27 protein-coding genes and 1 pseudogene are annotated in these 21,558 nt (G+C 38.8%); 13 read left to right on the top strand and 15 right to left on the bottom strand.

Going from position 1 to position 21,558, the window contains the following annotated elements; translation table 11 throughout:
* Window positions 1-248 precede the first annotated feature (248 nt).
* The 3 genes from HS1_RS06850 to HS1_RS06840 are packed head-to-tail and all read left to right on the top strand — an operon-like array spanning window position 249 to window position 1,010.
* A complete protein-coding gene (locus tag HS1_RS06850) occupies window positions 249-500 on the top strand; it encodes a DUF2283 domain-containing protein (RefSeq protein ID WP_066062783.1) in 252 nt (83 codons plus the stop codon).
* 52 nt (window positions 501-552) lie between these two features.
* Entirely contained in the window at window positions 553-780 is a 228-nt protein-coding gene (locus HS1_RS06845; protein ID WP_066062780.1) for a DUF4258 domain-containing protein, read from the top strand.
* Window positions 777-1,010: a DUF2283 domain-containing protein gene (locus HS1_RS06840; protein WP_066062777.1), complete on the top strand. Its 234-nt coding sequence runs from the start codon at window positions 777-779 to the stop codon at window positions 1,008-1,010. Before HS1_RS06845 ends, HS1_RS06840 begins: the two co-directional genes overlap by 4 nt.
* On the opposite strand, the gene HS1_RS06835 is transcribed toward HS1_RS06840, so the two are convergent.
* Window positions 1,007-1,186 carry a hypothetical protein gene (locus HS1_RS06835; RefSeq protein ID WP_066062775.1) on the bottom strand — a complete coding sequence of 60 codons (180 nt, stop codon included), beginning with the start codon at window positions 1,184-1,186 and terminating at the stop codon, window positions 1,007-1,009. The two genes, HS1_RS06840 and HS1_RS06835, sit on opposite strands and share 4 nt — an antisense overlap.
* Window positions 1,187-1,418: 232 nt before the next feature.
* Here HS1_RS06835 and HS1_RS14015 point away from each other — a divergent pair.
* The 3 genes and pseudogenes from HS1_RS14015 to HS1_RS06825 all read left to right on the top strand — a co-directional run.
* A pseudogene (locus tag HS1_RS14015) lies at window positions 1,419-1,594 on the top strand (ATP-binding protein); the annotation flags it as partial.
* Window positions 1,595-1,630: 36 nt separating this feature from the next.
* Entirely contained in the window at window positions 1,631-1,801 is a 171-nt protein-coding gene (locus tag HS1_RS13155) for a hypothetical protein (protein WP_156469414.1), read from the top strand.
* A 99-nt stretch (window positions 1,802-1,900) separates the two neighbouring features.
* Window positions 1,901-2,125, top strand: coding sequence for a type II toxin-antitoxin system MqsA family antitoxin (locus HS1_RS06825; RefSeq protein WP_066062770.1), 225 nt, complete (start codon window positions 1,901-1,903; stop codon window positions 2,123-2,125).
* A gap of 228 nt (window positions 2,126-2,353) precedes the next feature.
* On the opposite strand, the gene HS1_RS14010 is transcribed toward HS1_RS06825, so the two are convergent.
* Window positions 2,354-2,710 (bottom strand): hypothetical protein, encoded by a 357-nt coding sequence (locus HS1_RS14010; protein WP_156469413.1) that lies wholly within the window; start codon window positions 2,708-2,710, stop codon window positions 2,354-2,356.
* A 481-nt stretch (window positions 2,711-3,191) separates the two neighbouring features.
* Here HS1_RS14010 and HS1_RS13645 point away from each other — a divergent pair, with 481 nt between their 5' ends.
* Genes HS1_RS13645 through HS1_RS06805 form a run of 3 tightly spaced genes read left to right on the top strand, consistent with a single transcriptional unit; the run spans window position 3,192 to window position 5,990 of the window.
* Window positions 3,192-3,485, top strand: a complete 294-nt coding sequence (locus HS1_RS13645) for a transposase (RefSeq protein WP_066062763.1) — start codon at window positions 3,192-3,194, stop codon at window positions 3,483-3,485.
* Window positions 3,486-3,490: 5 nt separating this feature from the next.
* Window positions 3,491-4,099, top strand: coding sequence for an IS3 family transposase (locus tag HS1_RS13640; RefSeq protein ID WP_066062760.1), 609 nt, complete (start codon window positions 3,491-3,493; stop codon window positions 4,097-4,099).
* Entirely contained in the window at window positions 4,092-5,990 is a 1,899-nt protein-coding gene (locus tag HS1_RS06805; protein WP_066062757.1) for a hypothetical protein, read from the top strand. Before HS1_RS13640 ends, HS1_RS06805 begins: the two co-directional genes overlap by 8 nt.
* Window positions 5,991-6,056: 66 nt before the next feature.
* Here the strand turns inward: HS1_RS06805 and HS1_RS06800 are convergent, their stop codons facing one another.
* The 13 genes from HS1_RS06800 to HS1_RS06740 form a co-directional block, all read right to left on the bottom strand.
* On the bottom strand, window positions 6,057-6,959 hold the full coding sequence (locus HS1_RS06800) for an amidohydrolase family protein (protein WP_066062755.1): 903 nt from the start codon (window positions 6,957-6,959) through the stop codon (window positions 6,057-6,059).
* Window positions 6,956-7,729, bottom strand: a complete 774-nt coding sequence (locus HS1_RS06795; RefSeq protein WP_066062752.1) for an SDR family oxidoreductase — start codon at window positions 7,727-7,729, stop codon at window positions 6,956-6,958. The genes HS1_RS06800 and HS1_RS06795 overlap by 4 nt, the downstream gene beginning before the upstream one ends.
* Window positions 7,726-8,166: an SRPBCC family protein gene (locus HS1_RS06790; protein WP_066062749.1), complete on the bottom strand. Its 441-nt coding sequence runs from the start codon at window positions 8,164-8,166 to the stop codon at window positions 7,726-7,728. Before HS1_RS06790 ends, HS1_RS06795 begins: the two co-directional genes overlap by 4 nt.
* 13 nt (window positions 8,167-8,179) lie before the next feature.
* Complete coding sequence (locus HS1_RS06785; RefSeq protein ID WP_066062746.1) at window positions 8,180-8,986, bottom strand: cyclase family protein; 807 nt, start codon at window positions 8,984-8,986, stop codon at window positions 8,180-8,182.
* On the bottom strand, window positions 8,983-9,222 hold the full coding sequence (locus HS1_RS06780; RefSeq protein ID WP_066062742.1) for an acyl carrier protein: 240 nt from the start codon (window positions 9,220-9,222) through the stop codon (window positions 8,983-8,985). Before HS1_RS06780 ends, HS1_RS06785 begins: the two co-directional genes overlap by 4 nt.
* A 4-nt stretch (window positions 9,223-9,226) precedes the next feature.
* Window positions 9,227-10,438 (bottom strand): beta-ketoacyl-[acyl-carrier-protein] synthase family protein, encoded by a 1,212-nt coding sequence (locus HS1_RS06775; protein WP_066062739.1) that lies wholly within the window; start codon window positions 10,436-10,438, stop codon window positions 9,227-9,229.
* On the bottom strand, window positions 10,435-11,697 hold the full coding sequence (locus HS1_RS06770; protein WP_066062736.1) for a beta-ketoacyl-[acyl-carrier-protein] synthase family protein: 1,263 nt from the start codon (window positions 11,695-11,697) through the stop codon (window positions 10,435-10,437). Before HS1_RS06770 ends, HS1_RS06775 begins: the two co-directional genes overlap by 4 nt.
* A 3-nt stretch (window positions 11,698-11,700) precedes the next feature.
* Window positions 11,701-12,273, bottom strand: a complete 573-nt coding sequence (locus HS1_RS06765) for a TIGR04076 family protein (protein ID WP_066062732.1) — start codon at window positions 12,271-12,273, stop codon at window positions 11,701-11,703.
* 2 nt (window positions 12,274-12,275) lie between these two features.
* The gene (locus tag HS1_RS06760) at window positions 12,276-13,265 is read right to left on the bottom strand and encodes a ketopantoate reductase family protein (RefSeq protein WP_066062729.1); all 990 of its coding nucleotides are present in this window, start codon (window positions 13,263-13,265) and stop codon (window positions 12,276-12,278) included.
* A complete protein-coding gene (locus HS1_RS06755) occupies window positions 13,265-15,097 on the bottom strand; it encodes an aldehyde ferredoxin oxidoreductase family protein (protein ID WP_066062726.1) in 1,833 nt (610 codons plus the stop codon). The genes HS1_RS06760 and HS1_RS06755 overlap by 1 nt, the downstream gene beginning before the upstream one ends.
* Window positions 15,098-15,106: 9 nt before the next feature.
* Window positions 15,107-16,573: a B12-binding domain-containing radical SAM protein gene (locus HS1_RS06750; protein ID WP_066062723.1), complete on the bottom strand. Its 1,467-nt coding sequence runs from the start codon at window positions 16,571-16,573 to the stop codon at window positions 15,107-15,109.
* 63 nt (window positions 16,574-16,636) lie between these two features.
* The gene (locus HS1_RS06745) at window positions 16,637-17,362 is read right to left on the bottom strand and encodes a flavodoxin family protein (protein WP_066062720.1); all 726 of its coding nucleotides are present in this window, start codon (window positions 17,360-17,362) and stop codon (window positions 16,637-16,639) included.
* Window positions 17,363-18,580, bottom strand: coding sequence for an FAD-dependent oxidoreductase (locus HS1_RS06740; RefSeq protein WP_066062717.1), 1,218 nt, complete (start codon window positions 18,578-18,580; stop codon window positions 17,363-17,365).
* Between the two features lie 348 nt (window positions 18,581-18,928).
* On the opposite strand from HS1_RS06740, the gene HS1_RS06735 reads away from it, so the two are divergent.
* The 4 genes from HS1_RS06735 to HS1_RS06720 all read left to right on the top strand — a co-directional run bounded on the left by HS1_RS06735 (window position 18,929) and on the right by HS1_RS06720 (window position 21,502).
* Window positions 18,929-19,612 carry an anaerobic ribonucleoside-triphosphate reductase activating protein gene (locus tag HS1_RS06735; RefSeq protein WP_082757691.1) on the top strand — a complete coding sequence of 228 codons (684 nt, stop codon included), beginning with the start codon at window positions 18,929-18,931 and terminating at the stop codon, window positions 19,610-19,612.
* Between the two features lie 77 nt (window positions 19,613-19,689).
* Window positions 19,690-20,013: a divalent-cation tolerance protein CutA gene (gene cutA / locus HS1_RS06730; protein WP_066062712.1), complete on the top strand. Its 324-nt coding sequence runs from the start codon at window positions 19,690-19,692 to the stop codon at window positions 20,011-20,013.
* Window positions 20,014-20,077: 64 nt separating this feature from the next.
* Window positions 20,078-20,440: a hypothetical protein gene (locus HS1_RS06725; protein ID WP_066062709.1), complete on the top strand. Its 363-nt coding sequence runs from the start codon at window positions 20,078-20,080 to the stop codon at window positions 20,438-20,440.
* A 72-nt stretch (window positions 20,441-20,512) separates the two neighbouring features.
* Window positions 20,513-21,502, top strand: coding sequence for an aldo/keto reductase (locus tag HS1_RS06720; RefSeq protein ID WP_066062707.1), 990 nt, complete (start codon window positions 20,513-20,515; stop codon window positions 21,500-21,502).
* Window positions 21,503-21,558 lie beyond the last annotated feature (56 nt).

Here is a 21,558-nt window from a genome sequence, read left to right as displayed (position 1 = left end):
CCATTACTTGGACCAGTTATATGAAGTACAGGGCCAATTTAAGATAGCCAAAATAGAAGACATAATACGGTATTCCACAGAGAGGTATTTTGATACAATAACACAACGTGTGATCGTAGTGGAAAGGCATGATGATAGGCTGGTTCTGATTCCGTATGAGGAAAAGGGTAATGAAGTAACGCCAATCACTATTCATACTACAACTCGACAACAAATAAACTTCCGCCTCAAGGCGGGGAGGTTTAGGCATGGATAAGCCAAAAATGAACTATTTCAAAGAAGAGGATATCTTGCATCTAATCATTTCCGATGAAATAGAGGCAGGCAGTGTCGAGTTAAGCCCAAATATTACGATAGAACTAAATGAAAAGGGCGAGCTAATCGGCATAGAGATTCTGGAAGCAAGTTCCTTTATTCGTGATTCGATATTAGAAGCCGCACAAGCGAAAATGTTAAACCTGCCCAAGGCGTATAACAAGAGGGTGGAGCCGACTTCGTAACCTCGGCGGCTCACCCTTAACGTTATACAAAAACTAATAAAGATTATACCTTATGAAGATAAAATTTTCTCGTCATGCAAGAAGAAGGGCAAAATTATATAAAATTTCAGAAGAGATGGTTAAAAATATTTTAGAAGGTAAGAATTTATCTCAAGGTAATCAAGAAATTATAGAAGATGTTGAAGGTTTTAAATATCCCTTAAAGATTGTTATTTCTGTAGAAAACGATATAATAACAGTGATTACAAATTATCCTTTTAAAAAAGGAAGAAAGAAATGAAAGTTTATTATGATGATGAAGTAGACGCATTGTATTTGAAGCTTGGAGATGAATCACCAGAGGGGGTTATTGAAATCACTGAGGGTGTTAATATAGATACGACCTCTGAGGATAAAATAGTAGGAATTGAAATTTTGAATGCTTCTAAGAAGATAGATTTAACCTCGCTGTTATCTTATTCCTTTGAGTTTGAGAAGAAGATACTAAATCAGAAACAAAAGATTGCCTAATTAATAATCTCATCTATTTCCTTTCTTAATTCATTTGATTCTCCAAGTTTCTTTTCCATCTCTGGGAGTATATTTGTTCCTGCCTGAGGGCTTACAAATTTTTTGTATTCTATCATAGCTGTTTTTATATTTTCTGAAAAATAAGCCAAGGATAAAAGCCAAGTCAAGAGATACACAGGGAGTTAGAGGAAGTGTTATAAAATGGCTTTGTCCAAAAATCAATCAGGAATTTTGGGAGTTATCATAAGGAATACCTTCTTTGTCAACTGTATTTTGTAGGTTTGACCCTACTCTACTACTCTGAGTTGGTTGAAAGGAAAAAAGTTTTTTTCTTTCTCACCAACCTTAATTTTTCAGGAGCACGCGGCGCAGCGCTGTCAAAGCCGTAAGCCCAAAGGGTGCGGAGGTTCAAACAAACCTTTTGAAGAATGGGGAGAAATATTTTGTGATGATATAATTGCCTCCCTGCCTGTCGGCAGACAGGAGCGATACTTGACAGGCTTTTGCATCATAGTCATATTATTGCCATTAATGGCCCTAGCTATAGAACAAAGGAGAAAATGGGAGCTACGAGTAATAACTAAGGGGGGTCAATTTTCAATGGGAATTAACACGAGGGGATGAATTTAGGCAAGGTAATGTTTTGTCCTTTAAACACTTTGCCTAAAGGGTATGAAAAACACCAGATAAAGATCATTCCTGCCTGTTGGCAGACAGGCGCTGGAAGTTATATAACATGGCAGGCAGAGTTGTGTATCTTAGTTGGATGGGCATACAACCGTTACACATAATAGTAGCTTTTGATGAAGGTGCTAAACTTTGTGTTGTAGTAACAGTTTACATACCAGATCCTGAATTATGGGAAAATGATTTTAAAACAAGGAGAAAAAATGAAATGTGTAATTTGTAAACAAGGAGAAACAAAATTTGGAACGGTTACGGTTACTCTCACAAGAGGAGAAACGACAGTTATCATTAAAAATGTTCCAGCTGAAGTTTGTCAGAATTGTGGTGAATATTATTTATCTGAGGAAGTTACAAAAAAACTTCTTGAAAAAGCAGAGTATGCTGTTGAGAGCGGTTCAGAGCTGGATATTCTAAAATATGCGGCCTAATCACTTAACTAGATTGAGACAAATGATAATATGTTAGATTCTTGAATCTACTTCCCAAATTTTTCCAGTTTAGCCATCAGGGCCATGTCAAAGTCAGGCCATAAGTAATTTAACAAAAAGAACAAACGTTTAAATATGGTCTAAAAAATCCAAATGTCAAAATCCAAATGTTTTAATGCCAAAAACAGTTTTAAGTATTAACAGGCTGTTGAAAAAATCATTTTTTTCTCAGACCTGTTCATGGACTAACAAGAGCAAAATATTATCCGCAGGCTTGCCTGGGGCAGACAGGAGTGTTTTTGAAAAATCTATTATAATAAACCTAAACCATTTGATGACATAATTAGAGAAATTTGCCATCCCCTGGATAGCCTCTCTGGCCTCTTTGTTACCTCTATGAAGTAGTTTCACCATCCTTTTAATGTTTTGGACTGTAGCTGTGAGTAAAAATTGTTCATCTACATTCCATAATCGCCTGAATTTAGCTACACGAAGTCCCATATACTCCTTAGCTTCACCAAATATAACCTTTGTATTGGTTGTTTCAGCTTTTAGGTGGCAGTGATACTTCAAGATTAACTTCACCAACCTATTTATAGCTTAGCAGATTGCTCCGTTAAGCCATCAAGACCAAGCCCTTTCAGGGTGGCTTTCGCCAGTCTTGATGGCACTCCGCAATCTGCTTTTTAAAAAGTAGAGTTAGTCGAAAGGAATAAAATATTTTTCTTTCTCACCAACCTTAATTTTTCAAGAGCACGCTGCGCAGCGCTGTCAAAGCCGTAAGCCCAAAGGGTGCGAAGTGAAACGGAGCAGCTTTGACAGCAAGCGAAGCGGCGTGCTAAACTAGGGAACAGGTTGGGTAAAGGTAATATGCATCTGAGTTTTTCAACAGCCTGTATAGGTGTGATAATACTTACACAACCAGAATGGGAAAAGAAAGGACAAAACATCCACTTATATATAACGGACCAAGAAGGAGACCCCAAATGTCCTGCTCCCCTAGGGGAGCAGGACACGGCCCGGAGGTAGAGGTATAATTAGATTACTCTACTAGAGGAGGGAAAAGATGAAAAAAAGGTATCTTTCAGAAGAAGAAAAAATGGCCATTGTATTGGCAGGACTCAAAGGAGAGCAATCTGTTGCTGAAATCTGTAGAGAGCATCAAATTTCTCAGTCTCAGTACTACAAATGGCGTGATAGGTTTTTAGAAGCTGGCAAAAATGCCCTAGCTTATGGTGTTCCATCTAAAAAGGAAGCCATGCTCAAGGCAGAAATTAAAAGGCTTCAGAGAATCATAGGCAAACAGACTGTTCAGATTGAGGTATTAAAAAAAACCGAGGAGTTATTCGGGATAAGGTAGGAGCAGTGAAGGAACTAGTAAAAGGAGGCTTTACGATCAAAGACGCCTGTTTTAGTTTAGGAATTAGTCGGAGCAGATACTATGATGTGTTATCTAAAAAGTCAGAGCAAAAAGGAGAAGGTAAGCAGATTAATAAAACCAAAGGGGGTAAATTTGATCAGACTAACAGGATGCTTGTTCAAAGGATTAAGGCCATAAAAGGAGAACATCCCTTTTGGGGCTATAGACGTGTTAGGGCCTGGTTAAGGTATAGTAGGGAAGGTATTAAAGTAAATCAGAAGCGGATTTATAAGTTAATGAAAGAAAACGGACTTTTAGTAGAGCGCAAGATATACAAGGCCAAGAGAAGGCCTACAAGAAGTAAGCCCAAGAAGGAAGAAGTTATTTGGCTGCATGAGTTTACAAGCTTAACAGAAGCAAAAGAAGTAATAAGAGATTGGATTGCAAAGTATAACCGTGAATATGTGCATTCGGCTTTGGGTTATTTAAGCCCACTTGAATTTGAGCAGAAGTTTTATCAAAATTATTGTCAGGGAGGCTGCTTAATGACATCTACCTTAAAATGGGCTAAAATATGTCCACCTTGGAGGGGGTCATTACAAAATCATGATTAGAATAATAGTAGTTACTTTATTTGTAATTAGTATTGCGTGTGCAGGCTCAATAGGTTTTGCCCAACCAGAGTTTGATGCAAAGCTGCATTTATATGATGTTATGGATAGGTATCATAGAAATTTTGATGTTTATACCGATCTATCAGCGGCAGGTAATCATTTTGTGATGCTGGCAAGGATGGGAGAAGATGTAGAGATTAAACCTGGTTGTAAAGAAGACCCTTACCGTGGTGCTGACTGTATAGAAAATAAGTTTTATGGAACTGGAGGTAGCTGGGGCGGTTGGTATCTTATGAATGGAGTACTAGAGGGAGAGGAAACTCAGCCTAAAGCTAACTGGGGTGATTATCCTGATGCAGGCTTTAATTTAACTGGTGCTAAAAAGCTTACCTTTTGGGCTAGAGGTAAGGATGGTGGAGAAAGGGTAGAATTTTTTGCCTTTGGAGTAGGAAGGGACCCAATTAGTGGTAATCCTATTGCTTCTTATCCAGACTCTTCACCTAAGGTAACTATTTGTGGGAAATTGGTAACACCGTGTTATAGGACTTTAACTAAAAACTGGCAGCAATATACAATAGATTTAACTGGTCTAGATTTAAGCTATGTCATTGGTGGGTTTGGGTGGGTAACAAATGCCCCTCAAAACAACAACAAAAGTATTATCTTTTATCTAGACGATATCCGCTATGATAAAAGCCGTCTAGATGAACCAAGGTTTCTTGTAAGTTATGAGCTATTGCCTACCGATAAACCTATTTTAAAGAATACGGCCTATGTATACGATAATGCCTTAGTGCTCTTGGCATTTTTGGCAAATGGGACTGAAGATGATTTAAGGCGTGCAAGACTTATTGCGGATGCCATCTGTTATGCTATAGGGCATGATAGATATTTTACCGATGGCCGCCTCCGCAATGCCTATCAAGGTGGAGACCTAAAGCTTTTTCCTGGATGGAGGCCACATGGAAAGGAATTTACTGTAAGGATGCCTGGCTGGTGGGATACAGAAGAAGATAAATGGTATGAAGATGAATATTGTGTAAGCACCTATACTGGTAATGTTGCCTGGGCTATGATTGCTTTTCTCTCCTTTTATGAAAAGACAAGAGAGGAAAAATACTTAAACTCAGCAATAATCCTTGGAGAATGGATAGAAAATAATTGTAAAGATATTAGAGGGGAAGGTGGTTATACCGGAGGCTATAAGGGCTGGGAGAAGACAGCTAATAATCCTCAAGGGCAAACAAAGATCCTCTGGAAATCTACAGAGCACAATATAGATGTCTATGTTGCATTTGCTAGATTGTATAGGCTTACAGGGGATGAAAAGTGGAAAGAAAGGGCCTTATATGCCAAGGCCTTTGTTGAATCCATGTGGGATGAAAAAGAGGGGCACTTCTGGACAGGTACTTTAGAAGATGGGGTTACTATAAACAAATCAAACATTCCCCTTGATATACAAGCCTGGGCAATAATGGCACTTGGTGATAAATATAAAAGAGCTATGGAATGGGCAGAAAATAATTGCTATGTAGAGGCTGATGGTTTTAAGGGTTTTGATTTTAACAACGACAAAGATGGGATATGGTTTGAGGGCACAGCACACATGGTCATTGCCTATCAAATTATAGGGGAAGAGACCAAGGCAAATACTTATCTTAGAGAATTAAGAAAGGCGCAAAAAGAGGCCCAAAATGCAAATGGCAGAGGTCTAGTAGCAGCCTCTCATGATGGGGTAACTACTGGATTTGACTGGGTATACAATGCAAGGCTCCATATAGGGGCGACGGCTTGGTTTATCTTTGCCGAATTGGGTTATAATCCATATTGGAATATTAAGACAAAGGCTCAGAAGTTCATGCCCTGGCTGCATTTATTGCTTGGGGAGTAAGTAAGGGATTGACAATTTTATAACAATTTTGTAAGAGTTTATTCTAGCTAAGTTCTCTCTGTTTCTTCATTTTAACAATCTTTCTATATTTTCACCGAGTATCTTTTTCTTTTCTTCTTCAGAGATCTTTAACTCCTCTATGGCCTTAATTGAATTAGGTATATCAGGATTGCCTGGGTAATCGCTCCCCCATAAAATATGGTCTGCTCCTACCATTTCGATGGTGCACATAAGAGCAGAATGAGATGTAGCTCCACTTGTATCTACATATATCTGTTTTAAACATTCACTAGGCATAGCAAAGAGGTCTTTAACTATATTTCTCTTCCTAAGCATTTTATATATACTATCAAATCTCTCTTTGATAAAGGGCATTACCCCTCCTAAATGGGCAAAGATAAATTTTAGATTTTCAAATTTATTGAATATGCCTGCTCCTATCAATTTCCCAATACACATTGTGGTATCAAACACAAATTCAATTACAGGAGTAAGCAAGGGGTCTTTTACTCTTTCATAACCTATAGGTGCTATAATTTGAGGATGAACAAAAATAGGCATATTTGATATTTCTGCTTTTTCATAAAGAGGATAAAATCTTTCATGGTCTAAATAGATACCTTCAAAGCTTGTGGCTAGAGAAATAGCCTTAAATCCCATTTTTTTAATGTCTTCAAATTCCTTCACCATTGCTTTTGCATCATCTATGGGTAAGATAGCTGTTCCCACAAATCTTTGGGGGTATTTATTTATGATTTCAGCAATGGAATTGTTATAAATCCTCACAACTTCTTTTGATTCCATCCTTTTGTGAGCGTCAGTAGTAGGATAAACAAGCAGTGCTTTATCAACTTTAAGTTTATCCATTACCTCTAGCTGTCTTTTAATATCTCCCCAAACAGGAGAGAAAAAGTGGGCATTTTCAATGATCTTTTTGGGTAACCAGTGGGTGTGGGCATCAAAGATCATTTTTGAGGATGCTCCTGCTTATATGGAATGACAGGTCTCGTCCAAGGTGTACGTTGATTAATCACTGAAATCTCCAGAGGACAGACATTTGGTGGCACAGTAAGGGCAAACCTTATGGCATCCTCTATGGCCTTTGTGCCCATAAGACGTGATTTATCTACAGAAATGTTTTTTAACTTATGGGTTAAGGCTGTATCTGTGACCCCAGGCATGATAGAGGTTACCTTTATGCCAAAATCTCTCAATTCCCAAAAAAGTCCCTTTCCAAAAGCCCTTAATGCCTGTTTAAGCGAGGTATAGACAATAAAGTTCCTTGGTGGGGGATCTACTAAGGTGGAGCCAGAAACAATGTTTATAATGGCCCCACCTTTATTCTCTATAAAGTGATTAATGATTAAACGTGTAAGCATTACCGGGCCAAAATAATTGGTATACACAAGCCTTGGGATGTCTTCTAATGGTTGTTCTTGAAAGGGATATTGACTGCTGATACCGGCACTATTGATTAAGGCATCTATTTTTTTAAACTCTTTAATTGCAATATTTACTAAATTTTCTAAATCAGCCTGTTTTGTTACATCACAGGGCACAGGCAGTACTTTTACTTTATATTTTAAAGTAAATTCCTTTGCTGTTTCCTCAAGCACTTCTTTCCCACGGGCAGCAATGACCAGATTCATCTCTTCTCTGGCCAATGCCTTTGCGATGGCCTTACCAATTCCACCACTGGCTCCTGTAATAATGGCCGTTTTCCCATTTAATTCATTCATTTCTTTGCCTCTTTTTCTATTACTTCTTTAAATATCTTTAAGTTTTCTCTGGAGTGTTTATTGATAAAACCTTCCACCTGCTCATCTGTAAATTTTGCCTCTTCTGCCATAGAAAAATCCTGAATCCAGGTCATAAGTATTCCCTCAGGTAAAGGAGTATAAAGCCAAATGATCTTCATGTATTTAAAAGGGAACATGGGTTCTACCCTTTGGGCATAAGTAAAGTAATAATCCTTAAATAGAAGGCGAAAGGATTGCCAAGACATGCCTTCATTAGTAGTTAATTGAAATGTTATCTTATTTCCTTCTCTGTTTAATATCTTTGCCTCTTTATATTCGCCCCCAAATAGCTCTGTCCACCTTTCAATATCGTTTGAAATGTCAAACACCAAATCATAAGGTGCCTCGATTAAAATAGAATTTACTGTGTGTCCCATTTTTTTCCTCCTTTTATTCAATAATGGCTACCGCCCTTATCCAGGCCGCACTTGCATTTTTTATCTTTATGGGAAAGCAAGCCACTTTAAATCCATAAGGTTTGGGAATTTTATCCAGATTGGTCAGCCTTTCTATATGGCAATACTCCTTTTTTCTCCCATAAAAATGGGCAGGCCAGAGATAGCTATTGTCCTTTGTCTTAAAAAAATCTTTAATCATAGCGGGAAAGGGACGGTCAAAACTAAAGGTATCAATCCCAATAATCTTTACCTTAAACCCCACAATATAAGCCACTGCCTCTTCACTCATTCCTGGAAAATGGGAAAAGTATTTCTTTGTCCCCCAGAATCTATCTGCCCCAGTACGGATGAGTACAATATCAAATGGTTTTATCTGGTATTTTATTTTTTTAAGTGCCTCTTGTATATCTTCTTTGGTAATAAACTCTCCTGGTCTTTTATGAGAAACTTCTAAGACCACAGCGTTGCTATAACACCACTCTAAAGGGATTTCTTCTATTTTCTTTGCCCTTTTCCCTTGAGAACAAGGTCCAAAATGATGTGGGGCATCAAGATGGGTGCCTGTGTGCACCGTGGCCTTGACTTGTTCTAGGGCCAAAAAGTTTCCATCTTTAAAGGAGCGGTGTGTGATTCTCTCCCTTCCTGTAATATAATTTAAAATTCCCCTCATCCTCTTTGAGAAAGCCCACCTTAAACCAAACCAATCCCCACCCCTTTTATGTTCCCATCTTTTTATCTCTACGGGAATGGGTTCAAAAACATTGTCATCTATAGGGAGACTTAAGTCTATAATCCTCATTGCTTAAGCTTATCTTCTACAATCCTTACCACATCACTTACACAATGTTTATTGGTAATCTCACCATCTTCAATCCCAATCTTGAATTCCTTTTCTAAGGCCACTATCAATTCCACCATCTCAGTTGAATCCATCCCCAAATCATCATTCAGATTTGCTTTTAAAGTTACCTCTTCTGGTTTCATATCAAATAGTTTAACAAATAATTCCTTTATTCTTTTTTCAATATTTTCCATTGTTTCACCTCCTTTCTACCGCCAAAACGGCATTTATGCCCCCTCGGCCACGAGAGATAACAAGGGCCTTCTTAACCTCTTTTAGCCTGCATTTATTTGGCACATAATCTAAATCACATTCAGGGTCTTGTGTTTGATAATTTATGGTTGGAGGAATAACGCCATCTTGCATGGCCAAAAAGGTAATAATGAGGTCAACTGCACCAGAAGCTCCCAGCAGATGCCCAAACATGGACTTTGGTGCACTCACCGGTATCTTTTTGGCGTAGCTACCAAATACCTCTTTTATAGCCCTGGTCTCACTGATATCTCCCCATTTTGTTCCTACTCCATCAGCACATATATAATCAATCTCTTCAGGTTCATAACCAGCCGTATCTAAAGCAGCCTTTATTGCCTTGGCCAATCCCTTTCCATTTGGATCGGGCATGATGCGATCCACACCATCACAAAAGCTTCCATAGCCTTTAATGAATCCATAGATATTTGTCCCTCTTTTTAAGGCATGTTCTACATCTTCTAAAACCAAAATCCCTGCCCCTTCACCAATAACAAACCCATTTCTTTCTTTATCAAAAGGTCGATAAGGCCCTCTTGAAATAGAACCCTCTGTGCTGCAGCAAAGCAGGGCATAAGGAGTGACTGGAGCCTCAGTACCCCCAGCTAAAGCAACATCTATTTTTTTGTGTCCAATTACTTGAGCTGCATAGCCAATGGCCATTAAAGCGCTGGCCTTGTCTGCCACTACTGTTTTGCTATATCCCTTTATGCCGTAATAAATAGAAATCTGACCCTGAGGGGCGGCTGGGAACCAGGCACTGGCCAGATATGGACTCACCCCTTCTCTGCCTTCTACATAGAGATCACGGAGTTCTGTCTCTGCATAGAGCCATCCTCCTAGTGCATTTCCTGTAAAAATACCTATCTTATAGGGATCTTCCTGGGTCAAATCTAAAAAGGCGTCTTTTAAGGCCTCCTCAGTAGCTGTTAAGGCCATCACCGAAAATCTATCCATCTTTTTTAAAAGGCGGCGAGGAAGATGATTTGTGTTTAGATTTTCGATTTGACCTGCTACTTGGGAAAGGTATCTTGAGGCATCAAACCTAGTAATAGGGGAAATAAAAGACTTCCCTGCTTTGATATTTTGCCAGAATTCTTCTTTAGACACCCCAGGAGAGGCAACTATTCCTATTCCAGTAACAGCTATGTTTTTCATGGTGAATTCCACCTACTCAATATCATAGAGGAATGAACACCGGCAAAACCACTACTGGTTTTAAGGATGTGATCAACTCGTTTTTCCCTTGCCTTATTGGCAATATAGTCCAAATCACACACTGGGTCAGATACTTCTTGATTTATGGTAGGTGGCAAAATATCTCTTTCAAAGATTAAAACACTGGCTACCAGTTCTATGCTGTTGGCAGCAGCTAAAGGATGACCAATCATAGACTTGAGAGAACTGATAGGGATATCATAGGCTTTATTACCAAAGACTTTTTTATAGGCATTGGTTTCAAATATATCATTTTGTTTGGTGGAGCTGCCATGGGCGTTTATATAGCCTATTGATACAGGCGGTAATTGTGCATCCTTTAAGGCAAAATTTATAGATGCCACCATGCTTTCGCCATCTGCTGGCAGATCTGTCATATGATAGGCATTACAACAGGTGCCAAAACCAGTGATTTCACAATAGATATGAGCACCTCTCTTTAAGGCATGGTTTAATTCTTCTAATATTAAAATGCCACAACCTTCGGAAAGCACAAATCCATCTCTTTCTTTATCAAAGGGTCTTGATGCCTTCTCAGGTTCTTCATTTCTAGAAGAAATGACCTTCAAGACATCAAAGGCAGCAAAGGTGATAGGACAAAGAGGTGCTTCAGATGCACCGGTAATCATAATGTCTGCCTCACCATTTTGGATAGCTTCATAAGCAAAACCCACCGCATCTGTGCCAGCGGTGCAACCAGTGGAAACAGTGGTGCAAATACCTTTTAGTTGATAGCGTGCGCTTATTTCACTAGAAGGGGTATTAAACATAGAGGCATCATAGAGATAAGGTCTTGCTTTTCTAGGATCAATTGGTTCCTTTCCCCCATTTGTTACCCTAACGAACTCTTCTTCCATATATTTTGTGCCACAGATGGCGTTGGCTAAACAAACACCCACTCTATCCTTTTGTTCTTTATCTAAAAAAAGCTTGGCATCTTCTATGGCCATCTCTGTCCCCGCAATGGCAAACTGCACATAGCGGTCCATCCTCTCTACCTCTTCTTTGGTAAGGCCAAAGGCATATGGATTAAAATCAGTTATCTGAGCTGCTATCTGGGAGCGAAATGGAGATACATCAAAATCAGTTACTTTTCTTACCCCTGATTTGCCTGAAATCATACCTTCAAAGAATACCTCTTTACCAATACCATTGGGAGAAAGGACACCTATGCCTGTAACAACCACCCGTTTTTTCATACTTTATTCTACCCTCCTTACTTTAAACCTGATGTTTGCATTATCGGGGCAGGTCACCCTGGAATTAGCATTTTCCTCCTCAAATGGGTATTTTGCCCCAAAATTTAAGGCAAAAAGTACAGGGAAAAGGACATTGTAGGCGGCTCCACAAAAATCTTTTGGGGTTTTCAGCCCAATTACTTCAATCTCATCTCCTACTTTATAACCATAAAAACATTTACCAGTTACTTCCTCCACGCTGATAATCATTTTCTTTGGGTTGGGTCCGCTTTGTTTCTCCTTTTTCTTTATTTCTATCTTCCCTGAATCGGTTAGCACTTGGGTAAAAAACTCAATTCTGCCTCCATCTGGACAGCTGGTATGAATAGAACGAGGATTTTCTTCAAAAGGGAACTCTGCCCCAAAGGTCAAGGCATAAAGACAGGGGAAAAGTGCAGTGGCTGCCCCCTGACAAAAACCTTCAGGGGTCTTGGTGAAATCTTCAAAGATAAATTTGTCTCCTTCTTTGTAACCTTGATAGCATTTTCCTCTTACCTTGCTTACCGTAACCAAAAAACGTGGGAATTTTAATTCCATCTTTACCTCCTAAATTCACCTAAAATCTCTTCTGACTCAAAAAAATCACCTCTTTTTTCTACTGCATGCACCATTTCCACTACCTTTTTGTTTAAAGGTGCGTCTATTCCTATCTTTTCACTCAAAGAAGCTATTTCTCCATTGATATAATCAATCTCTGAAGGCCTGCCCCTCTTTATGCTTTGAAGAATTGAGCCATAAAGTGGTTCTTCACTGAGATTTGTCATAATGCTTGAGAATATTTTTGCTGCTTCTTCTAGCGGCATATTTGTTAATGCATAAAGCCTTTCTAAAGGGAAATCTGGTAAGGACTTTAATCTGATTTGTGCTTTATTAATTACCATCAATGCCTCTTTAAGAAACTCAATGCTTAATTTGCAAATCTCTAAGTCAGAAAATGTCTCCTGCATGCTCTTACCCATTAAGGCAGGAAGGCAGTTATTTAGGTTTAAAAATAATTTTAGCCATTTCATCTCTCTTATTTCTTCTGTGATATGGACAGAAAATACCTTATTCAAAAGACTTGCTATTGTTTCCACCTCTGTATCATTTTCAACAAATGCCTTACCAATAATCCAATCTCCCTCAAAGTTATGTAAAATTTTACCTGGCTCAAGGTATGTAGCCCCAAACATAACAATGCTGCTGATAATGTTTTCCTTTGGGATAGACGCTAAGAGCATCTCTTCTGCCCTTAGCCCATTCTGCACGGTAAGAATGGGCATATTTGGAGAAATATCATTTAAGATAAAAGGAATGTCCTGTGTCTTAACGGCCAGAATAATAAAATCTGCATTATTCTCAATTTTGTCTTTAATATCATCAATTGGAATAACTATTCTGCCTCTTACTCCTTCTATTACAAGCCCATTTTCTTTAATGGCTAAAACATCCTTTCTTCTACCAATTAAGGTTACATCAATTCCCTCTTTGCTAAGATAGCCAGCTACCAAACTCCCTATTGCCCCAGCACCAATAACAGCCACCTTCATTATTTCAACCCCAAACGCTTTATGGTTTCTTCCAATGGCCTACCTTCTTTATCAAAACCACGGAACTGATAATATTCATCTAGCATTTGCTCAAATTTTTCTCTGTCTAGCCTTAAATCGTTTAATGATTCAAAATACCTTTGAGGTGGAGAGTCGTCTTTTCTTCTTATTCCCTCGCGTACAATAAACATCCGTTCCAAAGTTACGATTCTTTCCCCTACTTCAAAAATTTCTTCAGGTGTTAAATTAAGGCCCGTGCTGTGCTGAATTAACTCAGAGAAAAATTGGAAATCCAGCAGACCAGGTCTGCAATGAAAGGCAATAAGTTTACACAAACCCAAGGCATCAAAGAGGGAAAGATAGGTCTCCCACCACCAGATAACCCTGCCTTTTCCTTCACAACTACGGGGGTTTGCAGAGACAAAACCACCATAAATGGCCTTTAATTGGTCTTCAGAAAGACCATAGGCCTCCCAGGTAGGCCGACTTCTTAAGTGGTCAGAGCCCCTTGAGGCCACCGCATTTCCTAAGGCATAGGCAGGAAGGTATCTTAAATCTACAGGGTCTGATTGGGGCAGATATTTTGTCCAGATAAGATACTTGGCTGTTTCTTCACCTAGTTTGTTTACTGCTGCCTTTGCACCCTCTGCTAAAAGATTGCCAAATCCATCTCGATGAGCAATCTGATGGATTAACTCTATAATGGTCTTTTCATCTCCCCAATCAAGTTTTAGGCCATTGGTAACATTTTCATCTATTAAGCCTTTTTTGAATAATTCAACGGTCCAAGCAATAAGGTTTGCAGTTGAACTGGCATCCAGGCCATAGCTATTTATAAGGTCATTTATATAAAGGACTGTTTCTACACTCTTTATTCCCACCACAGGACCAAAACTAGCCAAAATGGTGTATTCTGGACCTTCACCTTTTACCTCCGCAGTTTTGTATCTATGCTGGCAGGCCACAGGGCAGGAGAAACAACCTGCCTTCCCTGTATAGTATTTTTCCTTCAGTATTTCAGGTGAAATATCTTTGTTTTCTGGGAATGTGGTAGAAAGTCCATTGTAAGCCCTTCCCATGCCAATCTGTTGATTAATCAGATTAAAAAGATGAACAGAGCCAAATTGGCTGAGCACATTGACTAAGGGCTCTTTCTTTAATTTTTCTTGAAGTGACTTAACTAAATCATGAAATCCGTTTTCATCCTTTGGTTTTATGGATTTTTCGCCACTTACTACAATGGCCTTTATCTTTTTTGCTCCCATAAGACAGCCAAGCCCGGTTCTGCCGGCGGCATTCTTTTTCCTGTTGATGATACAGGCAAAGCGCACCAGATTTTCCCCTGCAATACCGATAGAAATAGACTGACTAGAAGGGCCATAGCGTCTTTTTAAAATAGTATTGGTTTCCTTAGTGGATTTCCCCCATAAATCTTTAGCGTCCTCTATTCTAATCCCTCCATTATCCAAATGGATATAAATAGGTTTTTTGGAAGCACCAGTAATAAATAGACAGTCAATACCTGTCCTTTTCATAAATGCCCCAAAGTGGCCACCTATGTTTGCATCTCCTAAAAGGCCGGTTTCAGGAGACTTACCAGAAATATTACATCTAGAAGCGCCTATACCTTTTAATCCCGTTAAAATGCCGGGGCCAATGATAAGCGGATTTTGGGGAGAAAGTGGGTCAATTTCAGGTGTGACATGGTTGTAGAGCAAGTGAATATTTATCCCCCTTCCACCCAGGAATTTCTTGGTTATTTCCTCAGGAATTTCTTTAATCTTCACATTTGTTGTGTCTAAATCCAAATAAGCAATCCTTTGGGGAAGCATTTTTTTCTCCTAAACCAAAATTTCTCCTTTAGTGGCCGCTTTTTCAAAACGCATAAAATTGTCTAGTTGGTCCTTGAAACACAGTTTGGCTAAAGGGTCATAATTGCTTTCCATAATTCGTTTAATCCTTTTAGGATTGCTAAAAAACTGCTTTATTCCCCAAGCAGCCAAACGCCCTATTTCTTCCATGGATAGATACTTTGTAGGCATGACCGGATGCTGAAAATCCCATAGCTTTAGATTTATACGACCAGGGTCAATCCAGCCCCTTTTAACAGCGCTCCTCCAGATTGGTGAGCCAGGAGGTGGGGTAACAAAGCCTATCCAGATAATATCTGGGTCAATCTCATCTGCAAAAGCACATCTTTTTTTAATTACCTCTTCATCATCATCCTCAAACCCCACAAGCAGGGTGCCTACGGTAGCGATATCGTTTTCTCTCAAAATATCTATGGTTTCTTTTACTTGAGAGGTGGTTATCTTTTTACCAATTTTCTTTAGTTCTTCGTCACTGGCTACCTCTATTCCTAACAAGCCCATAAACATCCCTGCCTTTTTCATCAAAGGAATAATCTCTTTTTGTCTTACCCAATCTCGGGCTATGCCCAGCATCACCCATTTTATGGAAAGATTTCTCTTTAAAATCTCATCACATGTCTCCTTTAATCTATTCAAATCCACATTGTAGGTATCATCTTGGATGACTACTACCTTCACACCATATTCCTTTTCTAGTAGTTCTAATTCATCCACTACTCGTTTGGCGGATTTGGCTCGCCAGGTAATAAAGTCTTTTGGCGTGCGGGGGTCAAATTGACTCCATTCATAACAAAAAGAGCAAGCATTGGGGCAACCGCGGGAAGTAATGATTTCTACAAAGGGCTTCCAATAGGTATGTCCCACATATCTATCCATGGGGAAAAGCTCATAGGCAGGTAGGGGTAGGGTATCTAGGTCTTTAATTAGTTCACGATGAGGCCCAAGCACTACCTGACCATCTTTTCTGAAGGCAACGCCAGGAATGTTTTCTAAATCCTTACGGTTATTTTCCAAGGCAAGGAGTAATTCTTCTACCGTAAGCTCTGCCTCACCTATATAAACAAAGTCTATCCACGGATTCTGCTCAAGAGTTTCTTTGAAATATCCAGAATACCAGAGACCACCCACAATGATTTTTGTTTTTGGGCATAGCTTTTTTATCAAGCGCGCCGTTTCATTGAAATACCACATTACCGCAAACCCACCATAGGAATGCACCATATCTCCCAGAATCACCACATCTGGTTTGTCTTTCTTCACCTCTTCAAACATCTCCTCTGTACTCATATCCAAAGCACGGGCATCTAATACCTTCACATCACAAATATTTTTGTTCCTAAGGTATGCTCCAAGCTGAGCATAAAGCTGATTGGGTGCTTTATGTACTCCATGTGAAGCCCAAGCCCCTACACTAGGCATGACAAATAATGTTTTCATCTGACCCCTCACTAATAGTAAAAGTTTAATAATAAAATTTTTCTTTAAATATAAAAATATAAACTAAAGTTTTGTTCTATACCTTATCCTTTGGAACACCTCAGATTTACATGCTCTATACACCCATTTTCCCACTGAGCGGGCCATATCAATAGCGCATTCGTTTTCTTCATAGCTAGGGAAATCCCTATCAAAAAAAGCCTTTATATTTTCATTCGGGACAGAGAATTTACCATCTATGCTATAGATATTTTTTATCTCTGGATCCAAGAGAGAAATACCTGCACAGGCCACTGGTGTTGCCCCTAATGCTTTTAAGATATGAAGTGGACCAAATAAAGCCCCTTCTAGACCAATCGCCGCGGCTACGGTCAAACTCCCTATGGCCTTTCCAGAAAAGGGATTGTTTTTTACAGCCTTGATTTCTAAACCTGTGGCCTTTGCCCTTTCCAGTTCATGAAAGGGTCTTGTCCTTTGGAGTAAATTAATAACAATGGCAGGTGTTTGGTATCCATAAACAGGAAAGGAGAAAATGATGCCTGCTGCCTTATCTATCTTAGTAAATATTTCTTTTGCATCATCTTTGGGGTCTTCAAGTAAGGGACATAATTTACCACACATGCAAAAATTGCAGGCTAGACAAGGAGTTATCCGACAATTTATAAGTCTTATTGATTCTGTTTCTGCCCCTAATTCAGCAGCAGCTTCAAGAGCCTTTTTTAAAAACCACTCACTGGCTGATTTTTTACTCCCTCTCTTATTTGTTCCACATATTCCTAAGATTCTCATTTAACCCCTTTCCTCTTTGGCAATTATGTTTGCTACTTTTTTGGCTGTATAAACACAGGACTCAAGATTTGGAAAACGATAGAAATCACCTACAACAAAGGCATTTTTTACATTGGTAGTCACATCTACAATCTTTCCTCCTGGAGGCATAACCCCAATGGCAGGTGACCAACCAAGGCGCTCAATAACTTTATATTCCTTAAATATTGCACCCAAATTTGCATCATGACGGTAAAGGAGGACCGCACAGATAGAGCGGCCATCTGACAAATGTTGTATTTCACCACCATGAATACCGTGCTTATTTCCTTTTTTAGGGAAGATAATTAATTCATAGGGACGATATTGGGGACAAATGGCCTCTAGGATGTATCCCCTGGTCTTAGCTGCATGGACCTTAAAATCTATTTCTGGCATAATATTTCTTACCATCCTTTGACCTGTGGCAAAGATGCAATACTTATAGGGGCCTTCAGACCTAGCCACACCATTGTTTTTCCTTTTTACTTTTAATATAAATCCATTTCCCTGTTTATAATGCACTTCAGTAATATGGATATCTGTTTGAACTTCCTCTCCCAGTCTTTTCTTTAACGCCAAAGCCACATCCCTCATGCCCCTCACTGGTGTAAAGGTAGGGGTAGCAGAATAGGCAATAGAGAATAGTCCTTTATCAGCTGCCAACTCATGGGGTTCAACATATTGAAAGCTGGCATAAAGTTGAGCCAGATAATTTATCATCTGATCAGTAAATTTCATTTCTTTTTTGCAAAAATCAGAAAGTGACATATCATGCCATTTAAGCAGGCGTTTATCTGGTGTGGCATAGTCAAAGTTGAGCGATTGCACTAATGCCTGTAATTCCCCCCATAATTTAATCTCTTCTGAATTAAACAAACCGCTTTCCAGCAATCCCTCTTTATTTAAACCAATAATTTTATCTCCAATCTGGACCATCCACTTTGATTTCTCCATCTCTCTATAAGGCACTCCTAATTCATCAATCAGGGAACTAAAACAGGGATTAAGTTTTTTAGAAAACATTAAGGCTGCCCGATTAATATAAACTCCATCAATTTTCAAGGTGGAAAATCTGCCTCCTACTTCTTTTTTTCTTTCATAGATCACTGCGTCCAAACCTTGTTTTTTCAAAAAGTAAGCACAAGACAAACCTGCAATTCCCCCACCTATGATGGCGATCTGTGCTTTAGGAACCATAACAAATCCCTTTCTTTATTAAAGAAAAATTTTAATATAAAAATTTTAATATAAAATTTCAGTGTTAACTATCACAGAGAAAATAAATTGTCAAGAGTTTTTTATTGGACTTCCCCAAGATTTTGGCGTCAATCTTTAAAAACATTCCTGTCTGCCCTGTCTGCCGACAGGCAGGCGACAGGCAGGGATAAATTAAGGATTTTTGGCGTTCAATAAGTGGAATATATCTTTGAAAATATTTGTCCTGCCCCTACTTGTTCTAGACTAAAAATTAAATTAAAATTGGTTAAAAAGCTTGGGCTATGGGAAGAATTAAAGACTGCCATGGTTGGCTTTTTTACCTGAAACATGATGAAAGAAATTAATTTGAATATTGGTGGACTTACCCCTTTTTCTACTATTGACTTTCCCAATCATTTGGCCACTATTGTTTATACTCAGGGATGTAATTTTCGTTGTCCATATTGTCATAATTTGCCATTAGTGGATTGTTTGGAAATTCCTATTTCTTACGAAAAAATTTATGAGTTTCTTCAAGCAAGAAAACGCATTATTGATGGAGTGGTCATTACTGGCGGTGAACCTACCTTGCAAAAAGAGTTACCTGCCTTTTGTGCCTGGCTGAGGAATATGGGATTTGCGGTGAAGCTAGATACTAATGGCACAAAACCCTTAATGTTAAAACTCCTTATAGAAAAGCATCTGGTGGATTATATTGCCATGGACATTAAGGCCCCTTGGGATAAATATCAAATTGTCACTCATACTAGTTTCCCTATTGAGCTTATCCAGCAATCGGTTTCTCTTCTTAAAGAAACTGGGTTCCCTTGTGAATTTCGGACTACCGTGCATAGCGGTTTATTAACCTTCAGGGATTTAGAGAAAATTGTCCATATAGTGGGGCAGAATCACCTTCTTTGTTTACAAGTAGCCCGTCCTACACCTTTTTATAAAGAAAAAAATGAATACACCAAGGAAAATTTGGAGGGATTTATAAAGAAATTTCCAAAGTATAAGTTGGAGGTTAGATAAGGGGAAAGTAAGAGGGGGTTGATGTCTTTTTAGGTTAAAATTTTAAGAATTTACTTTTTTCTTAAAGGGGATAAATTATGGTGCAAGAATATATCCAGGTAGTCACTACTACAGACAAAAAGGAAGATGCAGATAGAATAGCCCGAACCTTGGTAGAAAAAAGATTGGCTGGCTGCATCCAGATATTGGGACCGATAGTAAGTACATATTGGTGGAAGAACAACATAGAGACAGCAGAGGAATGGTTGTGTTTCATCAAAAGTAAAAGAGAACTTTATGATGAGCTCGAGAAGGCTATTAAAGAAATACATCCTTATGAAACACCAGAAATAATAGCTATACCAATAGTGGCGGGGGGTAAAGAATATCTGGAATGGCTCAGTAATGAACTTAAACGCTAAAAAAGAATAGAAGACAAAAAGTCAGCTTTTTTAGGCAGGATTGATAAAACTTTTGATAAAGAAAATGGAAAATATAATTCTTGAAAAGAAAGGTGCTAATTTTTTGGGGATTGAAAGGATTGATAGAAATGGAAGGAAACATTACCAACTCGTACTAATTAGAGGAAATGGGAATCTGAAGCTAACTAAAGAAGGAGTGTATTTTGAAAGATGGCTGCCTAAGAAAGAATTTTTTATTCCTTTTAAAAAAATTAAAAAAGTGGAACTTGGAAAATGTCATAATTTGAAGTCCTTTATCTTTCTTCCTGTTCTAAAAATAGCTTATGAGGAAAAAGGAGAAACCAAAATATTTGGTGTTTGCATTGGGTGGAAAAAGGAAACGATGGTATGGAAGGATATGATCGAAAAACAGGTTATAAACTCATAATAGTTAAATTTGATCAAAATGGGATAAATGGAGACAAACGAATAATTTTTAGTAATTTGCCAGGAGGAAACCATGGAATATATACAGATAAAAGGCACTGATTTAAATGTTTCTCGCATTGGTTTGGGCACTTGGGCAATTGGTGGTTGGTTGTGGGGAGGCACAGATGAGAAAACATCTATTCGCACTATACATGCTGCCTTGGAAAAGGGAATTAATCTAATTGATACTGCTCCTGTTTATGGTTTTGGAGTATCTGAGGAAATAGTGGGAAAGGCTATTTCTGAGTATAAAAACCGTGAGGAAATAGTAATTGCTACTAAGGTGGGTTTAGAGTGGAAAGAGGGAAAGATATTTCGCAATTCTTCTAAACAAAGGATATTAAAGGAAATAGATGAGTCTTTAAAGCGTTTAAAAACCGATTATATTGATATCTATCAAGTTCACTGGCCTGACCCCTTAATTCCTATAGAAGAAACAGCCCAGGCAATGTATGAACTTTATAAGGAGGGAAAGATTAAGGCCATCGGGGTGAGTAATTACTCTCCAGAGCAGATGGATGTTTTTCGACAAGTAGCTCCACTCCATACTGCTCAGCCTCCATATAATTTATTTGAACGGGGTATTGAAAAGGATGTGCTTCCTTATTGCCGAAAGCATGCAATTATTACCCTGATGTATGGCTCTCTGTGCAGGGGATTATTATCTGGCAGAATGCGCTTAGAGACCAAATTTAAGGGAGATGATTTGCGTAACATTGACCCCAAATTTCAGTCCCCGCGTTATTCCCAATATTTAAAGGCAGTAGAACTGTTAGACCAGTTTGCTCAAAAAAACTACAGCAAGCGAGTTATCCATTTGGCCTTGCGTTGGTTGTTAGACCAGCCAGGAGTGAGTGTTGCCCTTTGGGGTGCACGGCGACCTGAGCAGCTTGAGCCTGTTGATGAGATTTTTGGGTGGTCTTTGGATGCCCAGGCAAAGGAGGCCATAGATAGGATTATAAATGAGAGTATCAAGGACCCAGTAGGACCTGAGTTCATGGCTCCTCCTGCACGTGAGTAGCTTGAAAATAGGCAAGGAAAAGTGTTAATAAAAATAAATAAATTGAAGGGATTGAT

The sequence above is a fragment of the Candidatus Desulfofervidus auxilii genome (assembly GCF_001577525.1).
Taxonomy (GTDB): domain Bacteria; phylum Desulfobacterota; class Desulfofervidia; order Desulfofervidales; family Desulfofervidaceae; genus Desulfofervidus; species Desulfofervidus auxilii.
The sequence above is the reverse complement of the archived record's forward strand: the minus strand, read 5'-3'. Positions and strand labels throughout refer to the sequence as shown.